Genomic DNA, 21,422 nt, shown 5'->3' with positions numbered 1-21,422 from the left:
CGCTCAGTCGCCGCCCGCGGCTTGTCCGATCGGCGATATGAATGGGGCACTCCAGGAGCCGCCCACGAAGAAGCTAGCCTCCAGGGCCACAGGCCTCTGCGAACCGGCTGTTGGAGCGGGCTCGATGTTGCCGGTCAGCGCCAGCCCCTTGTCAGGGTAGGAGGCGATGCCTGACAGCCATAGGCGCTTTCCCTCGATCAGCGCTTCGGCCTTTTGAATTCGCGCGACCCCTCGTGAAATGGTCGCGGTCATGACGACGCCATCGGTGTTCACGCTTCGCGAGGAGTGTTCCGCCAGGGGGAAGAAGCCTCCCTTCTTGGCTCGGTCGAGGAACGTCGTCAGATCGAAGTTGGAGAGCTTGCCGGGACGGAAATCGGCCGACAGCGTGCCCTCGCCGGAAAGGATAAGATTATCGAGGGTTCGGGCCGCTCCCGTGAGGTCCAGCGAGGTCGATCCACGGCTCTCAGGAACGAATGTGTTGACGCCGATCACGGAGGCAAGTGCTTTTCCGTCGATGTCCGTCATGGAAATGCCGAGCCGGGAAGGCGACGCAGAGCTGCCGTTCCCCAGCCGCAGATCCGCCTGTAGACCGCCGTCCAGCGCAGCGGCATCAAGGATGTTGAAGGCGAGCATGTCACGCCCGACCTTCAGCGTGGCGGCGACATCGGATATCGCCAACTGTCCGAGGCTTGCCTCGGTCGCGGAAAGACGCAGATCGAGTGAGGGGCGCGCAGGAACGCTTTCTTCCCCCGCGGGCCTGGTCCGATCTGCTTGGCTGAACTCCACCAGGGGAGGGATGATCTGATCGAACGCCAGCCTGTCGAAGGCCAGTGATCCGGCAATCGATATATCGCCCGCTCCCACGGCCAGGTCGAGCGCGCCGCTTGCTTTGGCGGCGTTGATCTGAACCGTCACGCCGGTCAGCTTCATCCGATCGAGGCTGCCGGACAGATCGCCGGACAGCGACACCGATTTGACCCGGTCGATCCTGGAGATGTCGACGCCGGACCAGTCGGCCAGCCGGCCGAAGGCATCGGTCGATAGCGTCGTGGCTCCCTGCAGGTATGCTGGGCCGGCAAGTTTCGCCTTTCCCGCGAACGAGGCCTTTGCAAGTGGAGCCTCGACGCCGAGGCTGAGCGGCGCGGTCGCGCCCGCAAGCAGAAGCAGCGGTGCCGCGCTGCTTGCCTCAAGCCGGAACGTCTCGCCGTTCCAGACCAGATTGGCTCGCACCGTTGCCGATTGATTGAGCGAGGGCCATTCAAGCGTGCCGTCGACATGTGTCAGAAGCGGGGCCCGCGCCCCGTCGACAAGGATGCGGCCATCCTCAACACTGATGCGGCCGAAGGCGTCACCCGGAAGTTGGTTCCGTGCCGTCTCCTCACGCATCCGGGTCAGCAGAGAGCGCGTCTCTTGGATTGCGGAGCGCAGGCGCCCGCTGGGCAGCATCGGGGCGGCTTCAGCCGTATTGCGTGTGGTGAGCGTCGGACGGACGAACTTTGCCGAGGTGAATTCCGCCTCTCCCCGCAGGGCGGCCAAGGCCGACAGTTCGACCTCGAGCCGGTCGACGACCGCCACCGGCTTCGTGCCTGGCCTTCCCCATTCGGAGAAGGTGACGTCATCGAGCACTGCGCTCAGCCTCGGCCATATGGCGATCTGCGGCGGCGAGCCGATCTCGACCTTGTAGCCGCTCCAGGCGCTAAGCTCGGAGGCGATGCGATCCCGCACCAGTCGGGTGGATGCGATGTAGGGCGTCGCCAGCGCGAGCGAAACAGCGACGAGGACCAGCAGGACCGCGCTCCAAATCCAACGGTTTCCAGCCACTGATGGCATGCGTTTCAATACCGTTCCGGTTCGCGGCAGAGGTCGTTCCAATCGGTTTAATTGAACAGCCTGTCTTTTCAACCTTTTGTGGCTTGGAAATGACGCATGCGCACAAGCTTGGCCACTACCTTGCGGTAATTTGGGGTGACATGCATAAGCGCTTCATTGTGGAGCTTCAGCACATGACCACCGCACAGCCGCTTTGGACGCCGGATGCAGAACGGATCGCACGCGCCCCGGTCACGGCCTTCAGGCGCCGTGCCGAGCAGAAGGCAGGCCGCAGCTTGCCGAGCTATGCCGACCTGCATCGCTGGTCCATCGAAGACAGGGAAGCTTTCTGGAGTCTGCTGTGGGACTTTTGCGAGGTCCGCGGCGAGAAAGGCGCGCGCGTCCTTGTCGATGGCGACCGGATGCCCGGCGCATCCTTTTTCCCCGACGCCCGGCTGAACTTCGCCGAAAACCTGTTGCGCCAGCAGGGCGGCGGCGATGCCCTCGTTTTCCAGGGGGAGGACAAAGTCGCGCGGCGTCTGTCGTGGGACGATCTCCATGCTCTGGTATCAAGACTGCAGCAGCTCTTCCGCTCGCTCGGGGTGAAGGCCGGCGACAGGGTTGCCGGTATGATGCCGAACATGCCGGAGGCGGTCGCCGCGACGCTAGCGGCGAGTTCCATCGGCGCCGTGTGGTCTTCCTGCTCACCGGACTTTGGCGAACAGGGCGTGCTCGACCGGTTCGGCCAGATCGAGCCCGTCGTGCTGATTGCGCCGGACGGATACTGGTACAACGGCAAGGCATTGGACTTCCGCGCCAAGGTGGCGGCCGTTGCGGCAAAGCTGCCGAGCTTGCGAAAAGTGCTCGTCGTCGACTATCTGGGAGCCGCCGATGCCGCGGCTGCGGAGATACCCGGAGGCGTCTCGCTCCACTCCGCACTCGCCGAGTTCGACACGCGGCCAGTGGAATTCGACAGCCTGCCCTTCTCGCATCCGCTCTTCATCCTCTATTCCTCCGGCACGACCGGTGTGCCCAAGTGCATCGTACACTCCGCCGGCGGCACGCTGCTCCAGCATCTCAAGGAGCATCGCCTGCAGGCGGGGATCGAAGATGGCGACCACCTCTTCTACTTCACCACCTGCGGCTGGATGATGTGGAACTGGCTGGTTTCCGGACTGGCTTCCGGCGCGACGCTGCTGCTCTATGACGGATCGCCCTTCTATCCCGACGGCAACGTCCTGTTCGACTTCGCCGATCGCGAGGGGATGACGCACTTCGGCACATCGGCGAAGTTCATCGACTCGGTGCGCAAGGCCGGGCTCCGCCCGATCGAGACGCATGATCTGTCGACAGTGAGGACCATCTCCTCAACCGGATCGCCCCTCTCGCCGGAATGCTTCCGCTTCGTCTACGAGGGCATCAAGTCCGACGTGCATCTCGCCTCCATCTCAGGCGGCACGGACATCGTTTCGTGCTTCGTCCTCGGCGTGCCGACCGAGCCGGTCTGGATCGGCGAGATCCAGGGGCCGGGCCTCGGCATGGCCGTGGAGGTCTGGGACGAGGAGGGAAAGCCGGTGCGCCGCGAAAAGGGCGAACTGGTCTGCACCAAGGCCTTCCCCTCGATGCCGGTCGGCTTCTGGAACGATCCGAATGGCAGGAAATACCACGCGGCCTATTTCGACCGCTTCCCGAACATCTGGTGCCACGGCGACTTTGCCGAATGGACCGAGCACGGCGGCATCGTCATCTACGGCCGCTCGGACGCGACGCTGAACCCCGGCGGGGTGCGGATCGGGACGGCGGAAATCTACAACCAGGTCGAGCAGATGCCGGAGATCCTGGAGGCGCTCTGCGTCGGCCAGGATTTCGACGGCGACGTTCGCGTCGTCCTTTTCGTGCGGCTGGCGCCCGGCGTCGCTCTGGACGACGATCTGGAGAAGCGCATCCGCACCAAGATCCGCACGGGCGCGAGCCCGCGACACGTACCGGCGCGCATCGTCGCCGTGACCGACATCCCGCGTACCAAGTCCGGCAAGATCACGGAACTCGCCGTACGGGAAGTGATCCATGGCCGCCCGGTGAAGAACAAGGAAGCGCTGGCCAATCCGGAGGCGCTCGATCTCTATCGCGATCTGCCGCAGTTGCAGGCTTGAAGAGCGGCGATCAAGGTAAACAGAACGTAACGTCGAAATTTACCCTGTTCCCGAAGCGATGCAGTCCCCGGGCATTCGAGGCATTCCGTCAAGGTTTCGTTAAGGAACGTGTGGCGATAGTCGCATCAGTTCTTGAGGGAGATCCCCGTCGTTGCATTGGCGATGACATCTGCTTTGCTCAAGGCCCGTTGTGACAGCATCCCCCTTTTCAGGCGTCCATTTGGGCGCCTTTTTCTTGGGCGCTACAGCGAAGCCTCCTGATCCTGCGCCAGCGCCCGGGAGAGGAGGATGACCGGCACGGTGGCGGTCGCGATGATGAGAAGCGCGGCCACGGCGCCATCCTCCACCTTCGCCCGCGACGCATTCTCGTAGACCAGCGTGGCCAGGGTGTTGAAGCCGAAGGGGCGCAGCAGGATGGTGGCCGACAGTTCCTTCACCGTGTCGACGAAGACGAGCACGAAAGCCGTCAGGATGGCGGGCCTGAGCAGCGGTGCCAGGATGAGGGTAGCGCTGCGCCACGGCGAGTGTCCGAGGCTCCGTGCGGCCTGGTCGAGGCTCGGCGGCAGCTTCTCCAGCCCGGCGCGGATCGCACTTTCGGCGAGTGCTAGGAAGCGGATCGTGCAGGCGAGCACGACCGCGGCCGCCGAACCGGTCAGGAGCAATCCCGTCGAGAAGCCGAGATGGGCGCGTGCAAAAGCGTCGATCGAATTGTCGAACCTGGCGAGCGCGAAGAGCAGGCCGAGGCCGAGGATCGTTCCGGGCAGGGCATAACCCGTGAAGGCGAGCCGCGCCACGAGGCGCGTCGGGCCGGATCGCGAAAGGCGCACGGCGTAGATCATGAACAATGCCAGGCAAACCGCGAGGAATGCGGTCAGGCTGGCGGCAAGCAAGCTGTTCAGGAACGCCTTGGCGAGGCCTGCATCGAGCAGATACTCCAGCCGGCGCCAGGCGTAGCGGCCGAACACCCAGAGCGGGATGCAGAACCCCAGGAGCACCGGCACTGAGGCCGTAGAGAGTGCAACGCCGGCTCTCCAGCCTGTCAGTTTCGTCCGAGGCCGCCGCGCCTTGACCTGCGTTGCCCGCACATTGTGGAAACGCTGCTTGCGCCTGGCGGCCTGCTCGCCGAAGAGCAGCAGAACCACCAGGATCAGCATCAGCATCGAGAGCTGCGCCGCGCCCTCGAGGCTGCCTCGGTTGATCCAGGTCGTGTAGATGGTCGCGGTGAAGGTTCGAACTCCCAGATATTCCGCGACGCCGATGTCGTTGATGGTTTCCATCAGCACGAGAAACACGCCCGCGGCGATTGCCGGCCGGGCGACCGGCAGAAGCACCCTGCGGAAGACCCGAAACGGAGGGGCCCCGAGTGTCCGCGCCGCGTCGGCGATGTTGCGGCCCTGCATGAGGAAGACGGCACGGCTGGTGAGATAGACATAAGGGTAGAGCACGCAGATCAGCGTGAACGCCGCGCCTGGAGTGGAGCGAAGGTCAGGGAACCAATAATCCTGCGGCGTGCGGAAGCCGAAGATCGCCCTGTAGAGCGTCTGCACCGGCCCCGTGAACAGGAAGAACTCGCCGAAGGCATAGGCCGCGAGATAGGGCGGGACCGCAAGCGGCAGCACCAGCAGCCAGGACATGAGTCGACGCAGGGGGAAATCGTATCCGACGACGAGCCAGGCCGTGGCCACCCCGATGACAGCCGTCCCGATCGACACAATGGCGATCAGGGCGGCCGTCGTGATGGTCGCCCGTGGCAGCACGTTCGAGACCAGGTGAGGCCAGTCTTCGCCCGTACCGGTCAGCGCGATGAGGGCGAGTGCGAGAATCGGCAGCAGCACGATCGCGCAGACGGCGAGCATGGATGCGAAGGCCAGCGGATGCCGGGTGCGGCGCACCGGCAGCGCTCCCCAATGACCACGCCCTTTATGCTTTACCGCTATTTCCATCGCCTTGTTGTGGTGAACTGATCAGCCGAAGCCGGTCATCATCAATGCAGAAGGCCGGGCTGTTGGACAGCCCGGCCTAATTCTCAGCGTCGCGCTTCTCAACTGCTCGGACCGTCGTCCAGGCCGACGCGGTCGACCATCTCGGAAGCGGCCTTCCTATTCTTGGCGATCTCGGCCAGCGGCAGCGTGTCGGAAGTCAGCGAACCGAACGCCTTCACCACCTCCGAAGGCTCAAGACCGGGCTCGACCGGATATTCGAAGGTCTGCTCGGCATAGGTCTGCTGCGCCTTGTGGCTGGTCAGGAACTGGATCAGCTTGAGGGCATTGTCGCGATGCGGAGCGTACTTGGCCATGGCTGCGCCGGAGATGTTCACGTGGGTGCCGCCGTTCTCGAAGGTCGGGAAGAGGACGTTGATGGCGTTGCCCCACTCCTTCTCCTCGGGATCCTTCTCGTTGGTGCGCATCAGGCCGACGTAATAGGTGTTGCCCAGCGCGATATCGCACTCGCCGGCATAGATCGCCTTGGCCTGCGGCCGGTCGCCGCCGTCGGGCTTGCGGGCCAGATTGGCCTTGAGCCCCTTCATCCACTGTTCGGTCTTCTCCGGGCCCCAGTGCGCGATCGCGGCGGCGAACAGGCCGAGATTGTAGTCATGCTGCCCCGAGCGCGTGCAGATCTTGCCTTTCCACTTGGGATCGGCAAGCTCCTCGTAGGTGATCGAGGTCTGCTTCACGCGGTCCTTCGAGGCGTAAACCACACGCCCGCGCTTGGTGACGCCGTACCAATGTCCTTCCGGATCGCGATATTCGGCCGGAAGATTGGCATTCACCGTCGGATCGTCGAATGCCTGCGTGACGCCCTTGTCCTTAGCCGTGGTGAGACGAGCGATGTCGACCGTCAGGATCACGTCGGCCGGGGAGTTCTGTCCCTCGGCGAGGATTCGATCCTCCAGTCCCTTGTCGAGGAACAGCACCTCGGTCTTGATGCCCGTTTCGGCGGTGAAGGCATCGAGCACCGGCTTGATGATGTCGGGCTGACGATAGGAGTAGATGTTGACGACCTCGTCGGCGAGGGCGGAATTCGCACCGAGCGATCCGAAGATGAGCGCCGCGCAAGCGGCGATCCTCGAGCGCGTGTTTAGCTTGGACATTGTTCTCTCCAGATCGGCGAGGGGTTCAAGGCCCCGGGGACGGATTGAGGTTGCAGTCCCGCCTATCGTCTATTCCCGCCGATCCGTCAAGAGAACCGCAATAAAATCAATAGTTTAGAAGAATTCTAAACTGGACAAGAATGCGAAGCTTTTCAGCGGCTTGTTGAGCGCTCATGAAGGCCGCAGCGAACGGGCCAGAAGAATCAGAAAAAAAGTTTCAGTTCGCCAGCACCCGGGTCGCCGGGAAAGTCACTTCCACCAGCGTGCCTTCGCCGGGAGTGGAGTTGATGCTGAAGCGGGCGCGGTTGGCCTCCACCATCGCCTTGGTGAGCGGCAGGCCCAGCCCAGTCCCGTCGCCGCGCGGCCGCTTGAGCGCATTGATCTGCTTGAAGGGCTTCAGCGCCTGCTCGATCTCGGCGGGCGACATGCCGATCCCGGTGTCTCGCACGCGGATCACCACGTCGCCGGAGGGCTCGTGCGCGGTGGAGATGATGACCTGTCCGCCGGCCTGCGTGTAGCGCACCGCGTTGGACAGCAGGTTCAACGCGATCTGGCGCACGCTGCGCGGATCAGCCACGACTTCGGGCAGGCGGGATGTGAAGCTCGAGCGGATGATCACCCGCTCGCGATTGGCCTGCGGCTGCATCATCGCGACGGTCTGCGCCAGCGTCTCGTTGAGCGAGACCGCCTCGTAGGACATCTCCTGCTCGCCTGCCTCGATCTTGGAGATGTCGAGCAGGTCGTTGACCAACTCCAGCACGTGGTTGCCGGAGCGGTTGATATCCTGGAGGTAGTCCCGATAGCGGTCGTTGCCGATCGGGCCGAAGCGCTCGCCCAAGACCAGTTCAGAGAAGCCGATGATGGCGTTGAGCGGCGTGCGGATCTCGTGGCTGATGCGCGCCAAAAACTCCGATTTCTGCGACGACGCCCTCTCCGCGAGGGCGCGTGCCTGCGTGAGTTCTTCTTCGGCCCGCTTCCACGGCGTGATGTCTCGCACCACGGCGCAATAGCCGCTGCTGTCAGGCAGACTGCCGATCGTCATGAACAGTGGGATGAAGCGCCCCTGCGACTCGCGGCCGATGACCTCGCGCCCGTCGTTGAGCACGCTGGCGACGCCCTGCTGCGCAAGGCTGTTCAGATAGTCGCGAGCCGTGCGCTGGCTCTCGATCGCAAAGAGGGAAATGAACGCCTTGCCGCTCACCTCGTCGGAATCATAGCCGAACAGGGCCTCGGCGGGACGGCTGATCGATCGGATCGCGCCTTCACGGGTGATGAGGATCACGCCGTCGGTAGCGGTATCGACGATGGCGCGCATCTCGGCGAGACGGGCCTTGAGCGTATCCAGATCGGATTCATGCGCTGACGGGCCGGACGGAGCCTCTTCCCCCGTCTGCCGGACGAGCAGCATCAGCGCGTGGCCGCCATTCCAAGGAACCGAGCGCAGCACCGCCTCGATCGGAAATTCGAGCCCGTCGGCGGTGCGCATGCGCAGCATCCGGTCGCTCTCGTCCGACGCGTCGCCATAGCGCTCCGCAAAGAGCGTGCCGAGCCCGCCTGCCTCTTCAAGCTGCTCCAGGGAGGTGTAGCCGGTGAGCGTCAGGAATTCCTCGTTTGCATAGTGCAGCACATCAGCGGCGTGGACGAGAATCGGCACAGGCAGATGGGAGAGGATCGATTCTTGCCCAGCGCTACCGTCGCGTGCGGTTTCCGCCTCGGTTGCGGGTTCGCCAGGCGGGACATCTTGGTCGGGGACGCTCGCCGGCTCCGGCTGTTCCAGCGCGGCGCTTTCTGCCACATCGACAGGATCGCTTGCCGGTTCCGTTCCGTACCGGGCCTCGGGAGATGAGACCGGGGCTTCGATCTCGTCACCTTCAGCGTGGGGGCTTGGAGAGACAACATCCTCGGCAAGCCGATCGGCACTGTCGCTGCGCGCGGCCTCAGCATCCGACTCCCGATCTTCTTCGATTGGCTGGAGGCTATCAGGCTCGGGCAGGGGAGACTCTTCTGCGATTGCCTCGCCGGGCCTGTCATCGCCAGAACTGGCGTCCTGATCGGTGGATTCGGACGACACGACAGCGGGAGCTTCGTCCGCGATCAGATCCTCGGCCTCTGCCATGGCCGGTTCGGTCGGTGCAGTCTCATGCAAGGCAGCTTCGGTGGTCTGAGCGATTTCCGGTGGGGCTACCGCCGCAATCACCTCGTCCGCCGACGGCCCTTCATGGGGCTTGGCGTGGCTGCTGGCCGCGGCCGGCGCACGAGGAGAACTCGCGGGCTCGGGCTTGTCCGCAGACTTGGAGCGGTCCTGCTCGTCTATCCCGCCGTCCTTGCGCAGCCTCTCTCCGATCTCTCGGAAGGTGGTTCGTTCGACTGGCGAAAGGCCCTTTTCGGCGGCCGGCGGGCGGTGTTCGTAGAGCCGGATGATCTTGTCGGAGACGCGGCGATCAGGCTGGGGAGCGATCGCAAGTGCCGGAACCTCGCCGCGGAACGGGTCGGTCGGTTGACCTTCTCCAGATGACGGTCCGCGCCCCGGGTGCTCGGCTGACGCAGCCTCGGCTTCAGCCGAAGGCGCCTCGGTTTCGGCCAGGGGCTTCGCCGGATCTTCCGTTTCAGGAGCGATCACCGCATCGGCCGGTCGCGCCACGCCGAAGCCGCGGAAACCCTCGAATGTGCGGTCGCGGGAATAGCTCGGCAGTGCAGCCAGGTCGACGGGAACTCTTAGATTGCTCCCTTTGACCGGCCACAGCACGGAGCGCCCTGACCAGGTGTCGCGGCGCTCCAGCAGGCCTGCGATCTCCCGTTCCGGATCGAGTTGCAGGCCATCCGAGATTTCGGCGAAGGCGCGGCCCAGGATCTCGGATTCGGTCAGCCCTACAGCCGCGACGAACTCCGGAGAAATGGCGCTGAAGCGGCCGTTGGCATCGGTCTTCCAGACAAAACGCAGCGGCGCCGCACCCCGATCGATGGCCGGCGCCGGTACCTCGCCTGCGGGTTCGTCGGGACTCGCGACATCAGTTTCAGCGACCGCCTCCTGGGGGGGTACTTCCTCAGCAATCGAGGGCGTTTTTCCGATGGCCTGCGGCTCTTCGCCCGAGGTATTGGGCTCCTCGCTCGGCGTTGGGACCTGCTGGCACGAAGGCTCCGCCACGCCAGCGGTGATCTCGTCCGCGGTTCGCGCCTCCACGGCGGGAATGGCTTCTTCGGCCGTTTCCGCTGATTGCGGCATCAAGGGGCCGAGCGATTCAGGCGGGGCGGTTTCGAGTTGCGTGTCGGCTGCGTTCTTCGAGTCGGCCAAGACTTCGAGGTCGCCTCGCTGCTCCGGCTCTTCTGTCCCGTCGGGACTCAACTCGAATACAGCCTGGGATACCGGAGAAGCCGCTGTATCCTTACCGGCTTCGTCCTCCGACGTGCCGGTATCCAATCTGTCGAGGTGCTCGCCGGTATCCGGTTCGGGCGGCGGGACTTGTGCTCCATCGGAGGTCTGCGCGTGAGCTTCCTCTACGGTCTCTGCCGCAGTCGAGCCGGCTTCCCAGCGCCCGGCTGCCTCCGCCGGAATCTCTTCAAGATATTCGAGCGGGACCGGCGCTATTTCGGGCTCGTCTGCCCGCGCCTGGGTTTCGGGCTCTCCGCTGGAGAACTGTGCTTCGTCGACGACTACCAGCAGATGGCAGGCCGGGTGTTCGCGCAGCCGCGCGATCCCGGCCGGCAGGCTGCCGGATCCAGACGGGATGATGCGCTTGACCAGCCGGTCCGGCTCGCTCGCCACGTCGGCTACCAATTGCTGCAGGACCGCTGGCGCAATCTCCAACTCCGGGAAGCCGCGTGAGGAAGCCGCGACATTGCCGGTACCGTCAAGGAAGGCGACCAGGTGACCCGGCTGCGTGAAGCCGCTGATCGCGCGCGTGGCTGTGTCGTTCTCGGTTTCGCTCGACATCCCGGTCGGCATCACGAGCATGATCGCGCGGTCTCCGTCCGGGAGCGAGACCGCGCTGGCCGAGAACAGCACCGCCCGACTGCCCATCCCCTGGGCCATGCGGACCATTATGGCGCGGTTGCTGCCGATTTCCGGATAGCCGCGGCTCGCCATGATCTGCCGCTTGGCCGCTGAACTCAGGCCGCTTTGCGCGCCTACGATCGCTTCAATGTCATCGTGGCCGAACAGGCTTGCACCGGGCCCGTTCGCCCAGATCACTTCCCCAAGGTCAAGCGAAAGGATCACGATCGCGTCGCCCGCGGCAAAGCGCGAGCGGACGGCATCGAGCACCGCGATATCGATGAACGAGTAGGCAGCCGTTGGCATGCTGAGGCAGCGTCCCCTCTGCTGGCGGACTCCTGGCGGTTAATCGTTCGTTAATAGGAGCCGCCCGGCACCGCGTCCACAGTGGTCGAACTCAGACACCGAAATTCTGGGCATTTGGTTAACCCGGCCCCGCGAATGGTGCGTCGCAACAAAAATGTTGCAATGCAGCAAAACATCTCGTATATTGGTGTCACTCAAACCGATGAGGCGGTGCCGAGGGCCCGTCCGATGAAAGGATGGAAAATGTCCAAGACTGCGAGCAAGCCTACCGAGTTTACGTCCAATGTCGAGTATCCTGCCTTCGATGCTTCGAAGGCAACTGACCAGTTCCGCGCCTTCGCCGAAAAGGGAATGGAACAGTCCAAGGAGGTCTACAGCCGGCTGAAGTCCGGCGCCGAATCGACGCAGAAGGCGCTCGAGAGCACCTTCGAGACGGCGCGCGCCGCCAGCACCGATCTGTCACTGAAGACCATCGCTGCCATGCGAGCCAACACCGAGCTTGGCCTTTCGCATCTCGAGGCGCTCGCCGGCGCCAAGTCCATGTCCGAACTGATCGAGTTGCAGACGTCCTTCGTGCGCAAGAGCGTCGAGAACGGCGTGGCGCAGGCGAAGGACCTGCAGACTGCAAGCACCAAGGCCTACGAAGACGTGTCCAAGCCCATGAGGGACGTGTTCGAGAAGGCGGTCAACGAGCTCAAGGTCGCTTGATTCCGGCGATCGGAGCAATCCGCGGGGCGGTTCCTCCTCCCTCTGCCTCGCGGGATAGCGGCCAGCACCTCCTCCCGCTGGCCCTAGATTGGAAAAGGCCGGCCCCCTTCCGCCGGCCTTTTCTTTTGCGGCTTGAAAACTTGTCCGTTTGTCCGTATGGACCACCCACCGAAGCCATGGCGGCAGGCAATGCCTGCCGGACGCGCCTTCAGGCATGCGGTTGTAGCTCAGCTGGTTAGAGCGCCGGATTGTGGATCCGGAGGTCGCTGGTTCGATCCCAGCCAACCGTACCACTCCTCATGATGCGTTCCGGGCACATTGGGGTGCGCTGCGACCGGCTGCAGCGCAATTTACGGGCACGCCGTGCAAGCTTCTTTGGAATAGGCTTCTGGTTTAACATATGTGAGTGCTCCGAAACCCGGAGGCCCATAGCGCGTTTCTGGAGCGGTTCTTCTGGCCGCTCTTCGCGATCGGAGGCTTCTTTGGCGGAGACCATTCACCCGTTCATTCGAGCGCTTGAACAGTACGACGTTCTGAACGAAGCCGAACGCGCCGCGCTCACTGCGCTACCCCTTCAAATCCGAATCTTCGGAAAGAATGCGGAGATCGTCCGTGAGGGTAGTCGGCCCACCCACAGTTGTCTGCTCCTGGAAGGCTTCGCCGCCCGAGCCCAGGTGCTCTCCGATGGACGGCGTCAGATCACCAACCTTCATATCCCCGGCGACTTCGTCGATCTCCATGGCCTTCTAATCAAGCGGATGGACCACAGCGTCATTGCCTTCGTGGATTGCAAGATGGCATTCGTCCCTCACGATGCTGTCCGCGCGCTCATCGACGAGCATCGCCATCTGTCGCGCCTGTTCTGGCTGACGACGCTGGTCGATGCGGCCATCGATCGGGCGTGGATCACCTCCCTCGGTCGGCGGCCCGCCATCGACCACTTGGCCCATCTCCTCTGCGAACTTTATGTCCGCCTGCGCGGGCGCGGCCTCGTCAGCGGAAACTCCTTCGCCTTCGGAGCGACCCAGACCGAACTCGGCGACGTGCTGGGGATGTCCACCGTGCACGTCAACCGCACGCTCCAGGATTTGCGGAAGCTTGGCCTAGTCGAGTGGGAAGGGGGGCGCGTAACCATCATCGATTTCGAGCGGCTCGCCGAGCGTGCCGAATTCGACCCGGCCTATCTGAATCAGTGGATCGAGGCGAGGTGAATCCGGCTGGCTGGCCCACCGTTCCTATGGCCGCGGTTCGGGCCCGACCTGCTAATTGGGATGCGGACGAATCAAATCGCTTAGAACAGGGATCCCTGACCGGCCGCGGCCACTTTCTTTTCCTGCGGCTTGGTCCGCTTAGCGCCGGCGGCCTCGCCGCTGGTCGCGACCGCCTGTGCCTCTCCGTCCGCAAAGCGCAGCGAAAGCATGTCGCCGACAGCTATTGCGGCCGCTTGCTTTATGACGCTGCCCTCACGGTCCATCACCAGCGCATAGCCGCGTTCCAGTATGGCCTCATGGGAGAGCTTGAGCGTCGTCAGCAACCGATCGGCATTGCCAAGACGGCCGCGCGCGCGCTCCAGCCGGCTGAACATCGCCCTGTCCTGCCTGTCGGCAAAAGCCGTGAGCGTCTGGCGCGCAACGCCGTTCCGTCGCTCGATTCGTTCCACGGAGACCCGCGCCGCGCAGCGGGAGAAGGACGACCGTTTTTCCCGGACGCTTCCACGGAACGCAGCCGTGATGCGCGCCAGGTCCCGGTCGAGGTGGCGGCGCGCCTCCGCGATGCGCCGCGACAGCGTGGCGGGCGAGAGCCGCGCCGCCGAGAGCCTGGCCCGTTTACGGTGCGTGTTGACCTCGAGGCCCCGGCCTAGCCGACTCGTCGCCTCGTCGAAGCGGCGCCGGGGAAGCGCTAGCAATTGATCCGGAGAGGGGAGTGCCCTCGCGGCGGCACGCAGTGACGTGCGCTTGCGCTCGATTGCGCGGGACGTGCAGCCGCGCAACCGCGCCGCGACATTGGCGAGGCGCGCCGCCAGTTCGTCACGCACCGGAACCGCGATTTCGGCGGCACCGGTGGGAGTCGGCGCTCGTACGTCGGCGGCGAGGTCGACCAACGTCCAGTCGGTCTCGTGCCCAACGGCGGAGATCACCGGCAGCTTGGAGGCCGCTACCGCGCGCGCCAGCGCCTCATCGTTAAAACCCCAGAGATCCTCCAGGCTGCCGCCGCCACGGGCGACGATGATGAGGTCCGGCCGCGGTATCGCCCCGTCTACCGGCAGCGCACTGAAGCCGCTCACCGCCGCGGTGACCTCCGCAGCACAGGTGTCGCCTTGTACGCGTACCGGCCAGACGATGACGTGCAGCGGGAAGCGATCCTTGATGCGATGCACGATGTCGCGGATCACCGCTCCCGTTGGGGAGGTGATCACGCCGATCACGCGCGGCATGAAGGGCAGGCGCTGCTTGCGTCCGGCATCGAAAATGCCCTCGGCCGCCAGCCGCCGCTTGCGCTCCTCCAAGAGCGCCATCAGCGCGCCGGCGCCCGCTGGTTCTAGGTTCTCGATGACGATCTGGTAGTTCGACTTGCCCGGATAGGTGGTGAGTCGCCCCGTGGCGATCACCTCCATGCCTTCCTCGGGCCGGAACTTCAGGCGCGCCATCGCGCTCTTCCAGACCACGGCGTCGAGCCGCGCCCGGTCATCCTTCAGGCAGAAATAGGCATGGCCGGAGGAATGCGGCCCGCGATAGCCGGATATCTCGCCCCGCACCCGCACATTGCCGAAGGCATCCTCGACGGTGCGCTTCAGCGCATTCGATATCTCGCTCACCGTGAATTCGGCGGCGTTGGTTCTCGATTCGGTCATCAGGTCGTGCATGGAGGGATTGATCCGCTTTCGCGGTTCGCGGTCAAGCCGCGATGTCTGGCCCGCAGAACAGGAGGTTTGGCAACTTGTCGCGCTTGACTTTAGGTGGGTGCTCGTTCCGCTGTTACCAGCCCGGCAGGATGTGGCTCGGTTTGTGCCGCTTCGTCCGGGAATAGGGCAGGGCGGCGAAGTCGAACGATCCGATCTCCTCGGCGGCCGGCACCGAGATGTTATCGAGACTCTCGGAGATATGACGCACCAGCGCCTCGACCAGATCAGGCCGGCTCGTATGGCCGCGCATGATCCCGATCTTGCAATCCGGCAGCGCGCCGAACCCGTCGGCTTCGCCCAGCACGCGCATTCCGGGTCTCAGCGCGCATTCGGGCAGCACCGAGACCGCCAGCCCCGACAGCACCGCTGCGGCGATGACCGTGGCGGAAAAGCTCGTAAACTGGATGCGGTACTCGCGGCCCACCTGCTCCAGCACCTCGCACGCGCCTTCCGCCAGATGCAGGTCGGCCTGCCGAAGGCCATCGGCAGGATCTCCTGTTCGTGCGTGGCATGGTTGGCTGAACTGACCCACAGAAGCGGCTCGCGTCTTACCACCTCCGACTGGCCGCGCGCGTCGTGATGGGTGACCAGCGCGAGATCGAGATTGCCGCGTTTGATATGTTCGGCAAGGCCAGGCGTCGGCTCGCATATGACGATGAGCTCGACGCGCGGGTTCGAGCGCGTGAAGCGCGCCATGATCTCGGGAAGGAACCGGTCTGCATAGTCGTCCGGCGTTCCGATCCGGATCGTGCCCTCGAGCCGCGCCTCGTCGAAGGCCGCGAGCGTCTCGCGGTTGAGATGGATCAGCCGGCGTGCGTAGCCGAGCAGGCGCTCGCCCTCTTCAGTCAGCCTGTTGGTGCGTCCGTCCTTCTCGAAGAGCGGCTTGCCGATCCGCTCCTCCAGCCGCCGCATCTGCATCGACACCGCCGACTGGGTGCGGTGAACCTCGTCGGCCGCGCGCGTAAAGCTTCCGGTGTCGGCGATCATGATGAAAGTCTGGAGCTGGTCCAGATCGAGCGGAGCATTCATCCACGATCATCCATCAGGTTGTTTGATGACAAAGATTAGAAACATGCGTTTGATTAATCAATCTCCTTACAGGATTATTGGTCATGTCAGATCGGCTTTGCCGTCTTAATGGCGTGCGTGTCTTTGCCGGACTGCGCCCGCGGATATCATTGAGGGATTGCCATGATAGCCTTCGGTTCCGCCAAGCCAGATAAAACGGCTGCGCTCGCCTTCGATCTGCCGAACCGCGGATGGGCGGTGGTGGGGAAGCTTTACCGCACGTGGCGCAACCGCCGTGACTTTCACCGCCTTGGCGCCATGAGCGATTCCGAACTCAAGGACATCGGCCTGACGCGCTCCGACCTGCACGTCGCGTCCTCATCGCCCTTCGGGATCGATCCCACCACGCGGCTACGCGAAATCGTGCAAGCTCGGGTCGAGCAATAGTTCTCGGCAGGCGCTCCCCACCCGGTCCCCTGCCGGATGCCTGCCCGTTGCCCGGTCCCTGAGTGGACCGGGCATTTCCTTGAGCAGTGGCTACGATTTGCCTTGATTGAACCCCTTGCTGAACTGCTCGAAGATCGCCTCCACATTCTTCTGATACTCGTTCTGCATGTTGCGGCCTGCCTTGAACATCTGACCGAACAGGTCGTCATAGGGATTGTGCTGGCGCTTCGGGCCCGACTTTTGCGTGGCGGCTTGTTCCTGCGCACTCGAATCAGTGGGTTGTCCGCGCATCATGTCTGCGAAGACCCGCATCCAGGGATTTTCGAACCCGGATGCCGGAGCTTCCTTTGAAGCCGCGGACGGCCCGGAGGTCTGGCGGGCCGCGCCGCCGAACATGTCCTGCATGGCTCTGCTGAAAGGATTGTCGAAGGGATCGAAACGCGGCTGCTCGGCTTGCGGAGAACTGGCGCCCATCATTGCAGCGCCCCGCCGCATCATCTCGGCCATCATCTCGCCCAGCGGGTTGCTGGGTGTGCCGGCATCTGACTGGGGCTTTGTGGCCTGCTTGAACAACCCGCCCATCATCATCGCGGCGACGACCGGAAGCATCTGCTTGAAGATCTCCTGGGCGATCCCGGTCGCCTGCGCCGCCTGCGCCGCTATCGCGCGCGACAGCTCCTTGGAGCCGAAAAGGTTGGCGAGAATGGCGTTGCCTTGGACGATGCCCTCGGGCGAGAACGCTTTTTGGACGTCCTCGAAATACTTTGCGTGCTGTCCGCTGGCGAGCGCCGTCATGAACGCGGCGATCCCATAAGGATCGGATGCGCTGCGTTTCAGCCCCTGGCTGAAGGCCGGCATCAGAGCTTCCACGGCGAACTCGGCCTGCTGGCGCGAGAGTTCGAATTGGCGGGCAACCAACTCCATCGCCCGGCCGTTCTGCGCTTCCATCATCATGTCGAACAGGGTTGCCATCGCTGACGTCTCCTCATGCGCCTCCCTGACCTAGCGGCAGGGTAGCCGAGTTCTGAAGAGGGGGCCACTGTTGTAAACGCAGGTCCCAACGAGAACGGCGGCTGCTATATGATGCTGCAGAATTGGGCGCTTGCGAGGGACTCCCATGCGGGAAGTCGATTTGCGGGAGGCGAAAGCCCGTCTATCGCAACTCATTGAAGAGGTGGCCGCGGGCGAGACGGTGGTCGTCGCCCGCGATGGTCACAAGACAGCGGTTATGATCGGCTGGGCCGAGTATGAGAAGCTGACCAACATACCCTCCCTGGGTTGGCTCCTTACTCACTCGCCATTGTTAGAGGATGACTTCGCCAGCCGTAGGTCTGCGCGGTCGCTAGATCGCGGCTCCTGATATCGGGACGCCATCAAAGGCACACTAGCGCGCTGCGCTGCGGAGGCTGGCCTCTCAGTACGCATACTCCAGAAACACCGGCTCGATCGAACCGCCCCAGCGTGTGTGATAGGCGTGAACCATCTCTTCGGCGCTGGTGGTTCCGCGGGCGACCACCTCGTCCAGCGTGGAGAGGAACGTCGATTCGTCGTAGCCGTCGCGGTTCTTGCGGCCCCGCCGCCTCAGCCCGCTGCGGGAGAGATCGAGCACTTCACGGCCGATTTCGCGCAGGCTGCGGCCACGGAATTCCGCGCCTATACCCTTCGCCGGCACCGCGGCGCGCATTTCCCGGACCTCCTCATAGGTCCAATCGGCCGTCATGGTCTCGGCGGCGTCGAGCGTCTCCTCGTCGTAAAGCAGCCCGACCCAGAAGGCCGGCAGGGCGCAGATGCGACGCCAGGGGCCGCCGTCCGCGCCGCGCATTTCCAGAAAGCGCTTCAGGCGCACGTCGGGGAACAGCGTCGACAGGTGGTTAGCCCAGTCGCCCATGGTAGGGACGCCGTCCGGGACCGAATTGTGCGCGGCTCCGGCCATGAACTGCCGGAACGTGAACTGCGTCATGTCGTGATATTGGCCGTCGCGGATGACGAAATACATGGGCACGTCGAGCGCCCACTCGACATAGTCGGCGAAACCGAAATCGGGCGAGAAGCAGAAGGGCAGCAGCCCGGCCCGCTGGTTGTCGGTGTCCGTCCAGATCTCGCCGCGCCAGGACTGCAGGCCGTTCGGCCGCCCTTCCGTGAACGGCGAGTTGGCGAAGAGCGCTGTCGCCAGCGGCTGCAGCTTCAGCGAGACCTGCATCTTGCGGCGCATGTCGGCTTCCGATGAGAAGTCTAGATTCACCTGGATCGTGCAGGTCCGGTACATCATGTCGAGACCCTTGGTGCCGACCTTCGGCATGTAGCGGGTCATGATCTCGTAGCGCGACTTGGGCATCTTCGGCGTCTCGCGCAGCGTCCATTTGGGGCTGCCGCCGAGCCCGAGGAAGCGGATGCCGAGCGGCTCGGCGATCTCTCGTACCTGCGCCAGGTGCGCGTTGCCTTCGCGGCAGGTCTGGTGGATGGTTTCGAGCGGGGCGCCCGAAAGCTCGAACTGTCCCCCGGGTTCCAGCGAGATGGCGCCCTGTCCGGTCGGTTCGACCAGGCCGATCACTCGGCCGTCGTCGAGGATCGGGTCCCAGCCGAGCGTCTTCTGCATGCCCTCCAGGATCGCGCGGATGCCGCGGTCCCCTCCGTAGGGGACGGGGGCGTGGCCGTCGACATAGAAGGGGAATTTTTCGTGTTCGGTGCCGATCCGCCATTTTTCGCGCGGCTTATTGCCGGCCGCGACATAGTCCACCAGTTCGTCCACTGTCTCGATCGGCCGAAAATCGGTTGTGTCGCGCGCCATGCTTCTTTCTCCGACGGCGTGCTGGCCGTGGCGGCTAGATGGCGAACTGGCCCTTGTGGATCAAGCGAAAAATCCTGACCGGATTGTCAGGAGAGTTGATGAGGTGATTTTCCGCCAACTCCGCTGAGTGGAATCTCTTTCTGGAACAACAATGGACCGCCGAACTCCCTCACTGCAGGTTCGATCAGCGCGAAACTGCGGAGGTCCGGGCGCGGCATCGCTCCGACGGAAGCTGCCTATGGCGGAGCACGAGTGTCTTTTCGTATACTGCGCGGGATTAGTATTAGATAGAAGTGCAATGTATAGTTGAAGTTTGTCAAGAAGGCTCAAGAGAGGGAGGATGGTGGTATGCGGATATTTTCAGCAATGCTGACGACTTTCCTGTGCGGCGCACCGTTTCATTCCATCGCGGCAGAACTGAAGGAAGTGGGCACGATCGTGCTGCCACATGACTCCGCGACCTATGACAGCAAAAAGAAGCGCTTTGAGCAGAGCCACAATCTGAGCGGGATGTTCTGTCCTGCCCCCGACTGGTGCATTGTTGTGTCAGATGAGCGGCGCGGGATTCATCGGCTGAATGTTACGCGCGGCGCGGAAAGCCGGCCGCAGGTCACGTTTGGCACGAGCCTGAAGCTGGAATGGCCGTCCAAGAAATTCCTCAAAGCGCACGGCCTCGACGACAAGCCCAGGGAACTCGATCTCGAGGCCATCGCCTCGACCGGGGACACGCTCCTTTTCCTAGGCTCGCACGGAAACAAGAGAATGAGTGGAAAGATCAATCCCGGGTCTCACCTGGTCGCTATCGCATCGGTTTCGGATCTGAAGTCCAAAGACGTGGTGCCCGCGAAGTGGGCGAGTCTCGACAAGCTTTTTAGACGCGACCTCATCGGTGAGGTGCTGAACAAGCCATTGCAGTGCGGCGGGCTCAACATCGAGGGAGCGACGGTTCTCGGCGACAGACTGCTGATCGGCATCCGCATTCCGACGAAGGCAGATGGCCCCAGTCCCGCGACCCTTGTAGTATCGACGCCTTATGCGGGCCTACTCAAGGAAGATTTTTCCGAGGCGAAGCCGCACCCATTGCCAACGCAGCAAAGTTTGATCGGCATTCGCGCAATGGAGACGGTAGGCGACGCCGTATTGGTGGTTACCGGCGATGCCGGTGTCTCAGACCTCAAGGATGACAGCGCGTGCGCTACCAACCTGTACAAGGAGGATCCGGCTCGCCCATTCGAGTTGCGCGTATGGAGGCCCGCGAAGGGCGATTTCTTTGAGACCGAACCGAGGATCACCTTCGCGACGGTCACGGAGATGGACGCTGACAACGAGCTATCGCCGGCAAAGTTGGAAGGCATCGCTGCCGACCCTGCCCGTCCGGGCGCCTTCTTCATTCTGTACGATGGCAGCGACAAAGTGCGCTATCTCGAAGGGCTGAAACTGCAGTAGCCAGCCGACCCTACCAGTCCCCCACCGTCGCCTGCACCAGCGCCAGCGCGGCGACGGCTGCGGTGTCGGCCCGCAGGATGCGCGGGCCTAGCGGGATCGCGGTGACGAAGGGCAGGGCACGTAGCTTCCGCCGTTCCTCCTCGGAAAATCCGCCCTCCGGCCCGATCAGCAGGCCGAGCTTCTTCTCCGTGACCTGCTGCAGGGCGGGCAGGGGATTGTTCGTTGCTGCGTCTTCGTCACAATAAATCAGTCGCCGGTCCTTCTCCCAGCCGGCGAGCAGCCGGTCGAGCTTCAATGGCTCGGTTACCTCGGGGAAGGCGAGGATGCCGCATTGTTCCGCCGCCTCGATCGCATTGGCCTTCAGCCGGTCGGTCCCGAGCTTGGTGACCTGCGTGTGCTGGGTGATGACTGGCTGGAGGATGCCGGCGCCCATTTCGACCGCCTTCTGGACCAGGTAGTCGAGCCGTCCCTGCTTCAACGGAGCGAAGCAGTAGATCAGATCGGGACGCGGCGGCTGCGGCCGTGTCTGCTCGACCAGCCGCAAGCGTGCGGACTTCTTCGACTTGGCCTCCACCGCCGCGCGCCACTCACCGTCGCGGCCGTTGAAGATCAGCACCTCCGCGCCATCCGTCATCCGCAGGACGTTGAGGAGATAATGGCTCTGCTGCGGGCTGGGCTCGATGCTGGCATCAGGGCCGAGGTCCTGCGGCACGAACAGCCGCTGCATTCTATAGTTGGCGCGCATGTCGGGATGGATGCGACGAAGCCGGGCA

At 63.8% G+C, this 21,422-nt stretch carries 14 protein-coding genes, 1 tRNA gene and 1 pseudogene; 7 read left to right on the top strand and 9 right to left on the bottom strand.

Going from position 1 to position 21,422, the window contains the following annotated elements:
- Positions 1 to 3: 3 nt before the first annotated feature.
- On the bottom strand, positions 4 to 1,821 hold the full coding sequence (locus HUI96_RS07370) for an AsmA family protein (RefSeq protein ID WP_188253997.1): 1,818 nt from the start codon (positions 1,819 to 1,821) through the stop codon (positions 4 to 6).
- 182 nt (positions 1,822 to 2,003) lie between these two features.
- On the opposite strand from HUI96_RS07370, the gene HUI96_RS07365 reads away from it, so the two are divergent.
- Positions 2,004 to 3,962 (top strand): acetoacetate--CoA ligase, encoded by a 1,959-nt coding sequence (locus HUI96_RS07365; RefSeq protein WP_188253996.1) that lies wholly within the window; start codon positions 2,004 to 2,006, stop codon positions 3,960 to 3,962.
- Positions 3,963 to 4,204: 242 nt separating this feature from the next.
- On the opposite strand, the gene HUI96_RS07360 is transcribed toward HUI96_RS07365, so the two are convergent.
- From HUI96_RS07360 to HUI96_RS07350, 3 genes are all read right to left on the bottom strand, one after another.
- Positions 4,205 to 5,818 (bottom strand): ABC transporter permease, encoded by a 1,614-nt coding sequence (locus HUI96_RS07360; RefSeq protein ID WP_237684027.1) that lies wholly within the window; start codon positions 5,816 to 5,818, stop codon positions 4,205 to 4,207.
- Positions 5,819 to 6,003: 185 nt separating this feature from the next.
- On the bottom strand, positions 6,004 to 7,053 hold the full coding sequence (locus HUI96_RS07355) for a Fe(3+) ABC transporter substrate-binding protein (RefSeq protein WP_188253994.1): 1,050 nt from the start codon (positions 7,051 to 7,053) through the stop codon (positions 6,004 to 6,006).
- A 217-nt stretch (positions 7,054 to 7,270) separates the two neighbouring features.
- The gene (locus HUI96_RS07350) at positions 7,271 to 11,350 is read right to left on the bottom strand and encodes a PAS domain S-box protein (protein WP_188253993.1); all 4,080 of its coding nucleotides are present in this window, start codon (positions 11,348 to 11,350) and stop codon (positions 7,271 to 7,273) included.
- A gap of 243 nt (positions 11,351 to 11,593) precedes the next feature.
- Here HUI96_RS07350 and HUI96_RS07345 point away from each other — a divergent pair, with 243 nt between their 5' ends.
- The 3 genes from HUI96_RS07345 to HUI96_RS07335 all read left to right on the top strand — a co-directional run bounded on the left by HUI96_RS07345 (position 11,594) and on the right by HUI96_RS07335 (position 13,269).
- Positions 11,594 to 12,058, top strand: coding sequence for a phasin (locus HUI96_RS07345; protein ID WP_188253992.1), 465 nt, complete (start codon positions 11,594 to 11,596; stop codon positions 12,056 to 12,058).
- 216 nt (positions 12,059 to 12,274) lie between these two features.
- A tRNA-His gene (locus HUI96_RS07340) sits at positions 12,275 to 12,351 on the top strand.
- A 189-nt stretch (positions 12,352 to 12,540) separates the two neighbouring features.
- Entirely contained in the window at positions 12,541 to 13,269 is a 729-nt protein-coding gene (locus HUI96_RS07335; RefSeq protein ID WP_237684001.1) for a Crp/Fnr family transcriptional regulator, read from the top strand.
- 80 nt (positions 13,270 to 13,349) lie between these two features.
- Here HUI96_RS07335 and xseA read toward each other — a convergent pair whose 3' ends face one another.
- A complete protein-coding gene (gene xseA / locus HUI96_RS07330; protein WP_188253991.1) occupies positions 13,350 to 14,921 on the bottom strand; it encodes an exodeoxyribonuclease VII large subunit in 1,572 nt (523 codons plus the stop codon).
- Positions 14,922 to 15,033: 112 nt separating this feature from the next.
- A pseudogene (locus HUI96_RS07325) lies at positions 15,034 to 15,989 on the bottom strand (LysR substrate-binding domain-containing protein).
- Positions 15,990 to 16,151: 162 nt separating this feature from the next.
- Here HUI96_RS07325 and HUI96_RS07320 point away from each other — a divergent pair.
- Positions 16,152 to 16,415 carry a DUF1127 domain-containing protein gene (locus HUI96_RS07320; RefSeq protein WP_188253990.1) on the top strand — a complete coding sequence of 88 codons (264 nt, stop codon included), beginning with the start codon at positions 16,152 to 16,154 and terminating at the stop codon, positions 16,413 to 16,415.
- A 90-nt stretch (positions 16,416 to 16,505) separates the two neighbouring features.
- Here the strand turns inward: HUI96_RS07320 and HUI96_RS07315 are convergent, their stop codons facing one another.
- Entirely contained in the window at positions 16,506 to 17,387 is an 882-nt protein-coding gene (locus HUI96_RS07315; RefSeq protein ID WP_188253989.1) for a DUF937 domain-containing protein, read from the bottom strand.
- Between the two features lie 145 nt (positions 17,388 to 17,532).
- On the opposite strand from HUI96_RS07315, the gene HUI96_RS07310 reads away from it, so the two are divergent.
- Positions 17,533 to 17,775: a type II toxin-antitoxin system Phd/YefM family antitoxin gene (locus HUI96_RS07310; protein WP_188253988.1), complete on the top strand. Its 243-nt coding sequence runs from the start codon at positions 17,533 to 17,535 to the stop codon at positions 17,773 to 17,775.
- Positions 17,776 to 17,829: 54 nt separating this feature from the next.
- Here the strand turns inward: HUI96_RS07310 and HUI96_RS07305 are convergent, their stop codons facing one another.
- Positions 17,830 to 19,203, bottom strand: coding sequence for a glutamate--cysteine ligase (locus tag HUI96_RS07305; protein ID WP_188253987.1), 1,374 nt, complete (start codon positions 19,201 to 19,203; stop codon positions 17,830 to 17,832).
- Positions 19,204 to 19,569: 366 nt separating this feature from the next.
- Between HUI96_RS07305 and HUI96_RS07300 the strand changes: the two genes are divergently transcribed.
- Positions 19,570 to 20,649: a DUF3616 domain-containing protein gene (locus HUI96_RS07300; RefSeq protein WP_188253986.1), complete on the top strand. Its 1,080-nt coding sequence runs from the start codon at positions 19,570 to 19,572 to the stop codon at positions 20,647 to 20,649.
- Positions 20,650 to 20,659: 10 nt separating this feature from the next.
- Here the strand turns inward: HUI96_RS07300 and HUI96_RS07295 are convergent, their stop codons facing one another.
- Positions 20,660 to 21,394 carry a 16S rRNA (uracil(1498)-N(3))-methyltransferase gene (locus tag HUI96_RS07295; protein WP_188253985.1) on the bottom strand — a complete coding sequence of 245 codons (735 nt, stop codon included), beginning with the start codon at positions 21,392 to 21,394 and terminating at the stop codon, positions 20,660 to 20,662.
- Positions 21,395 to 21,422 lie beyond the last annotated feature (28 nt).

The sequence above is a fragment of the Pseudaminobacter soli (ex Zhang et al. 2022) genome (assembly GCF_014595955.1).
GTDB classification, from domain to species: Bacteria; Pseudomonadota; Alphaproteobacteria; order Rhizobiales; family Rhizobiaceae; genus Kumtagia; species Kumtagia pseudosoli.
This window is presented reverse-complemented; position numbering and strand designations above follow the sequence as displayed.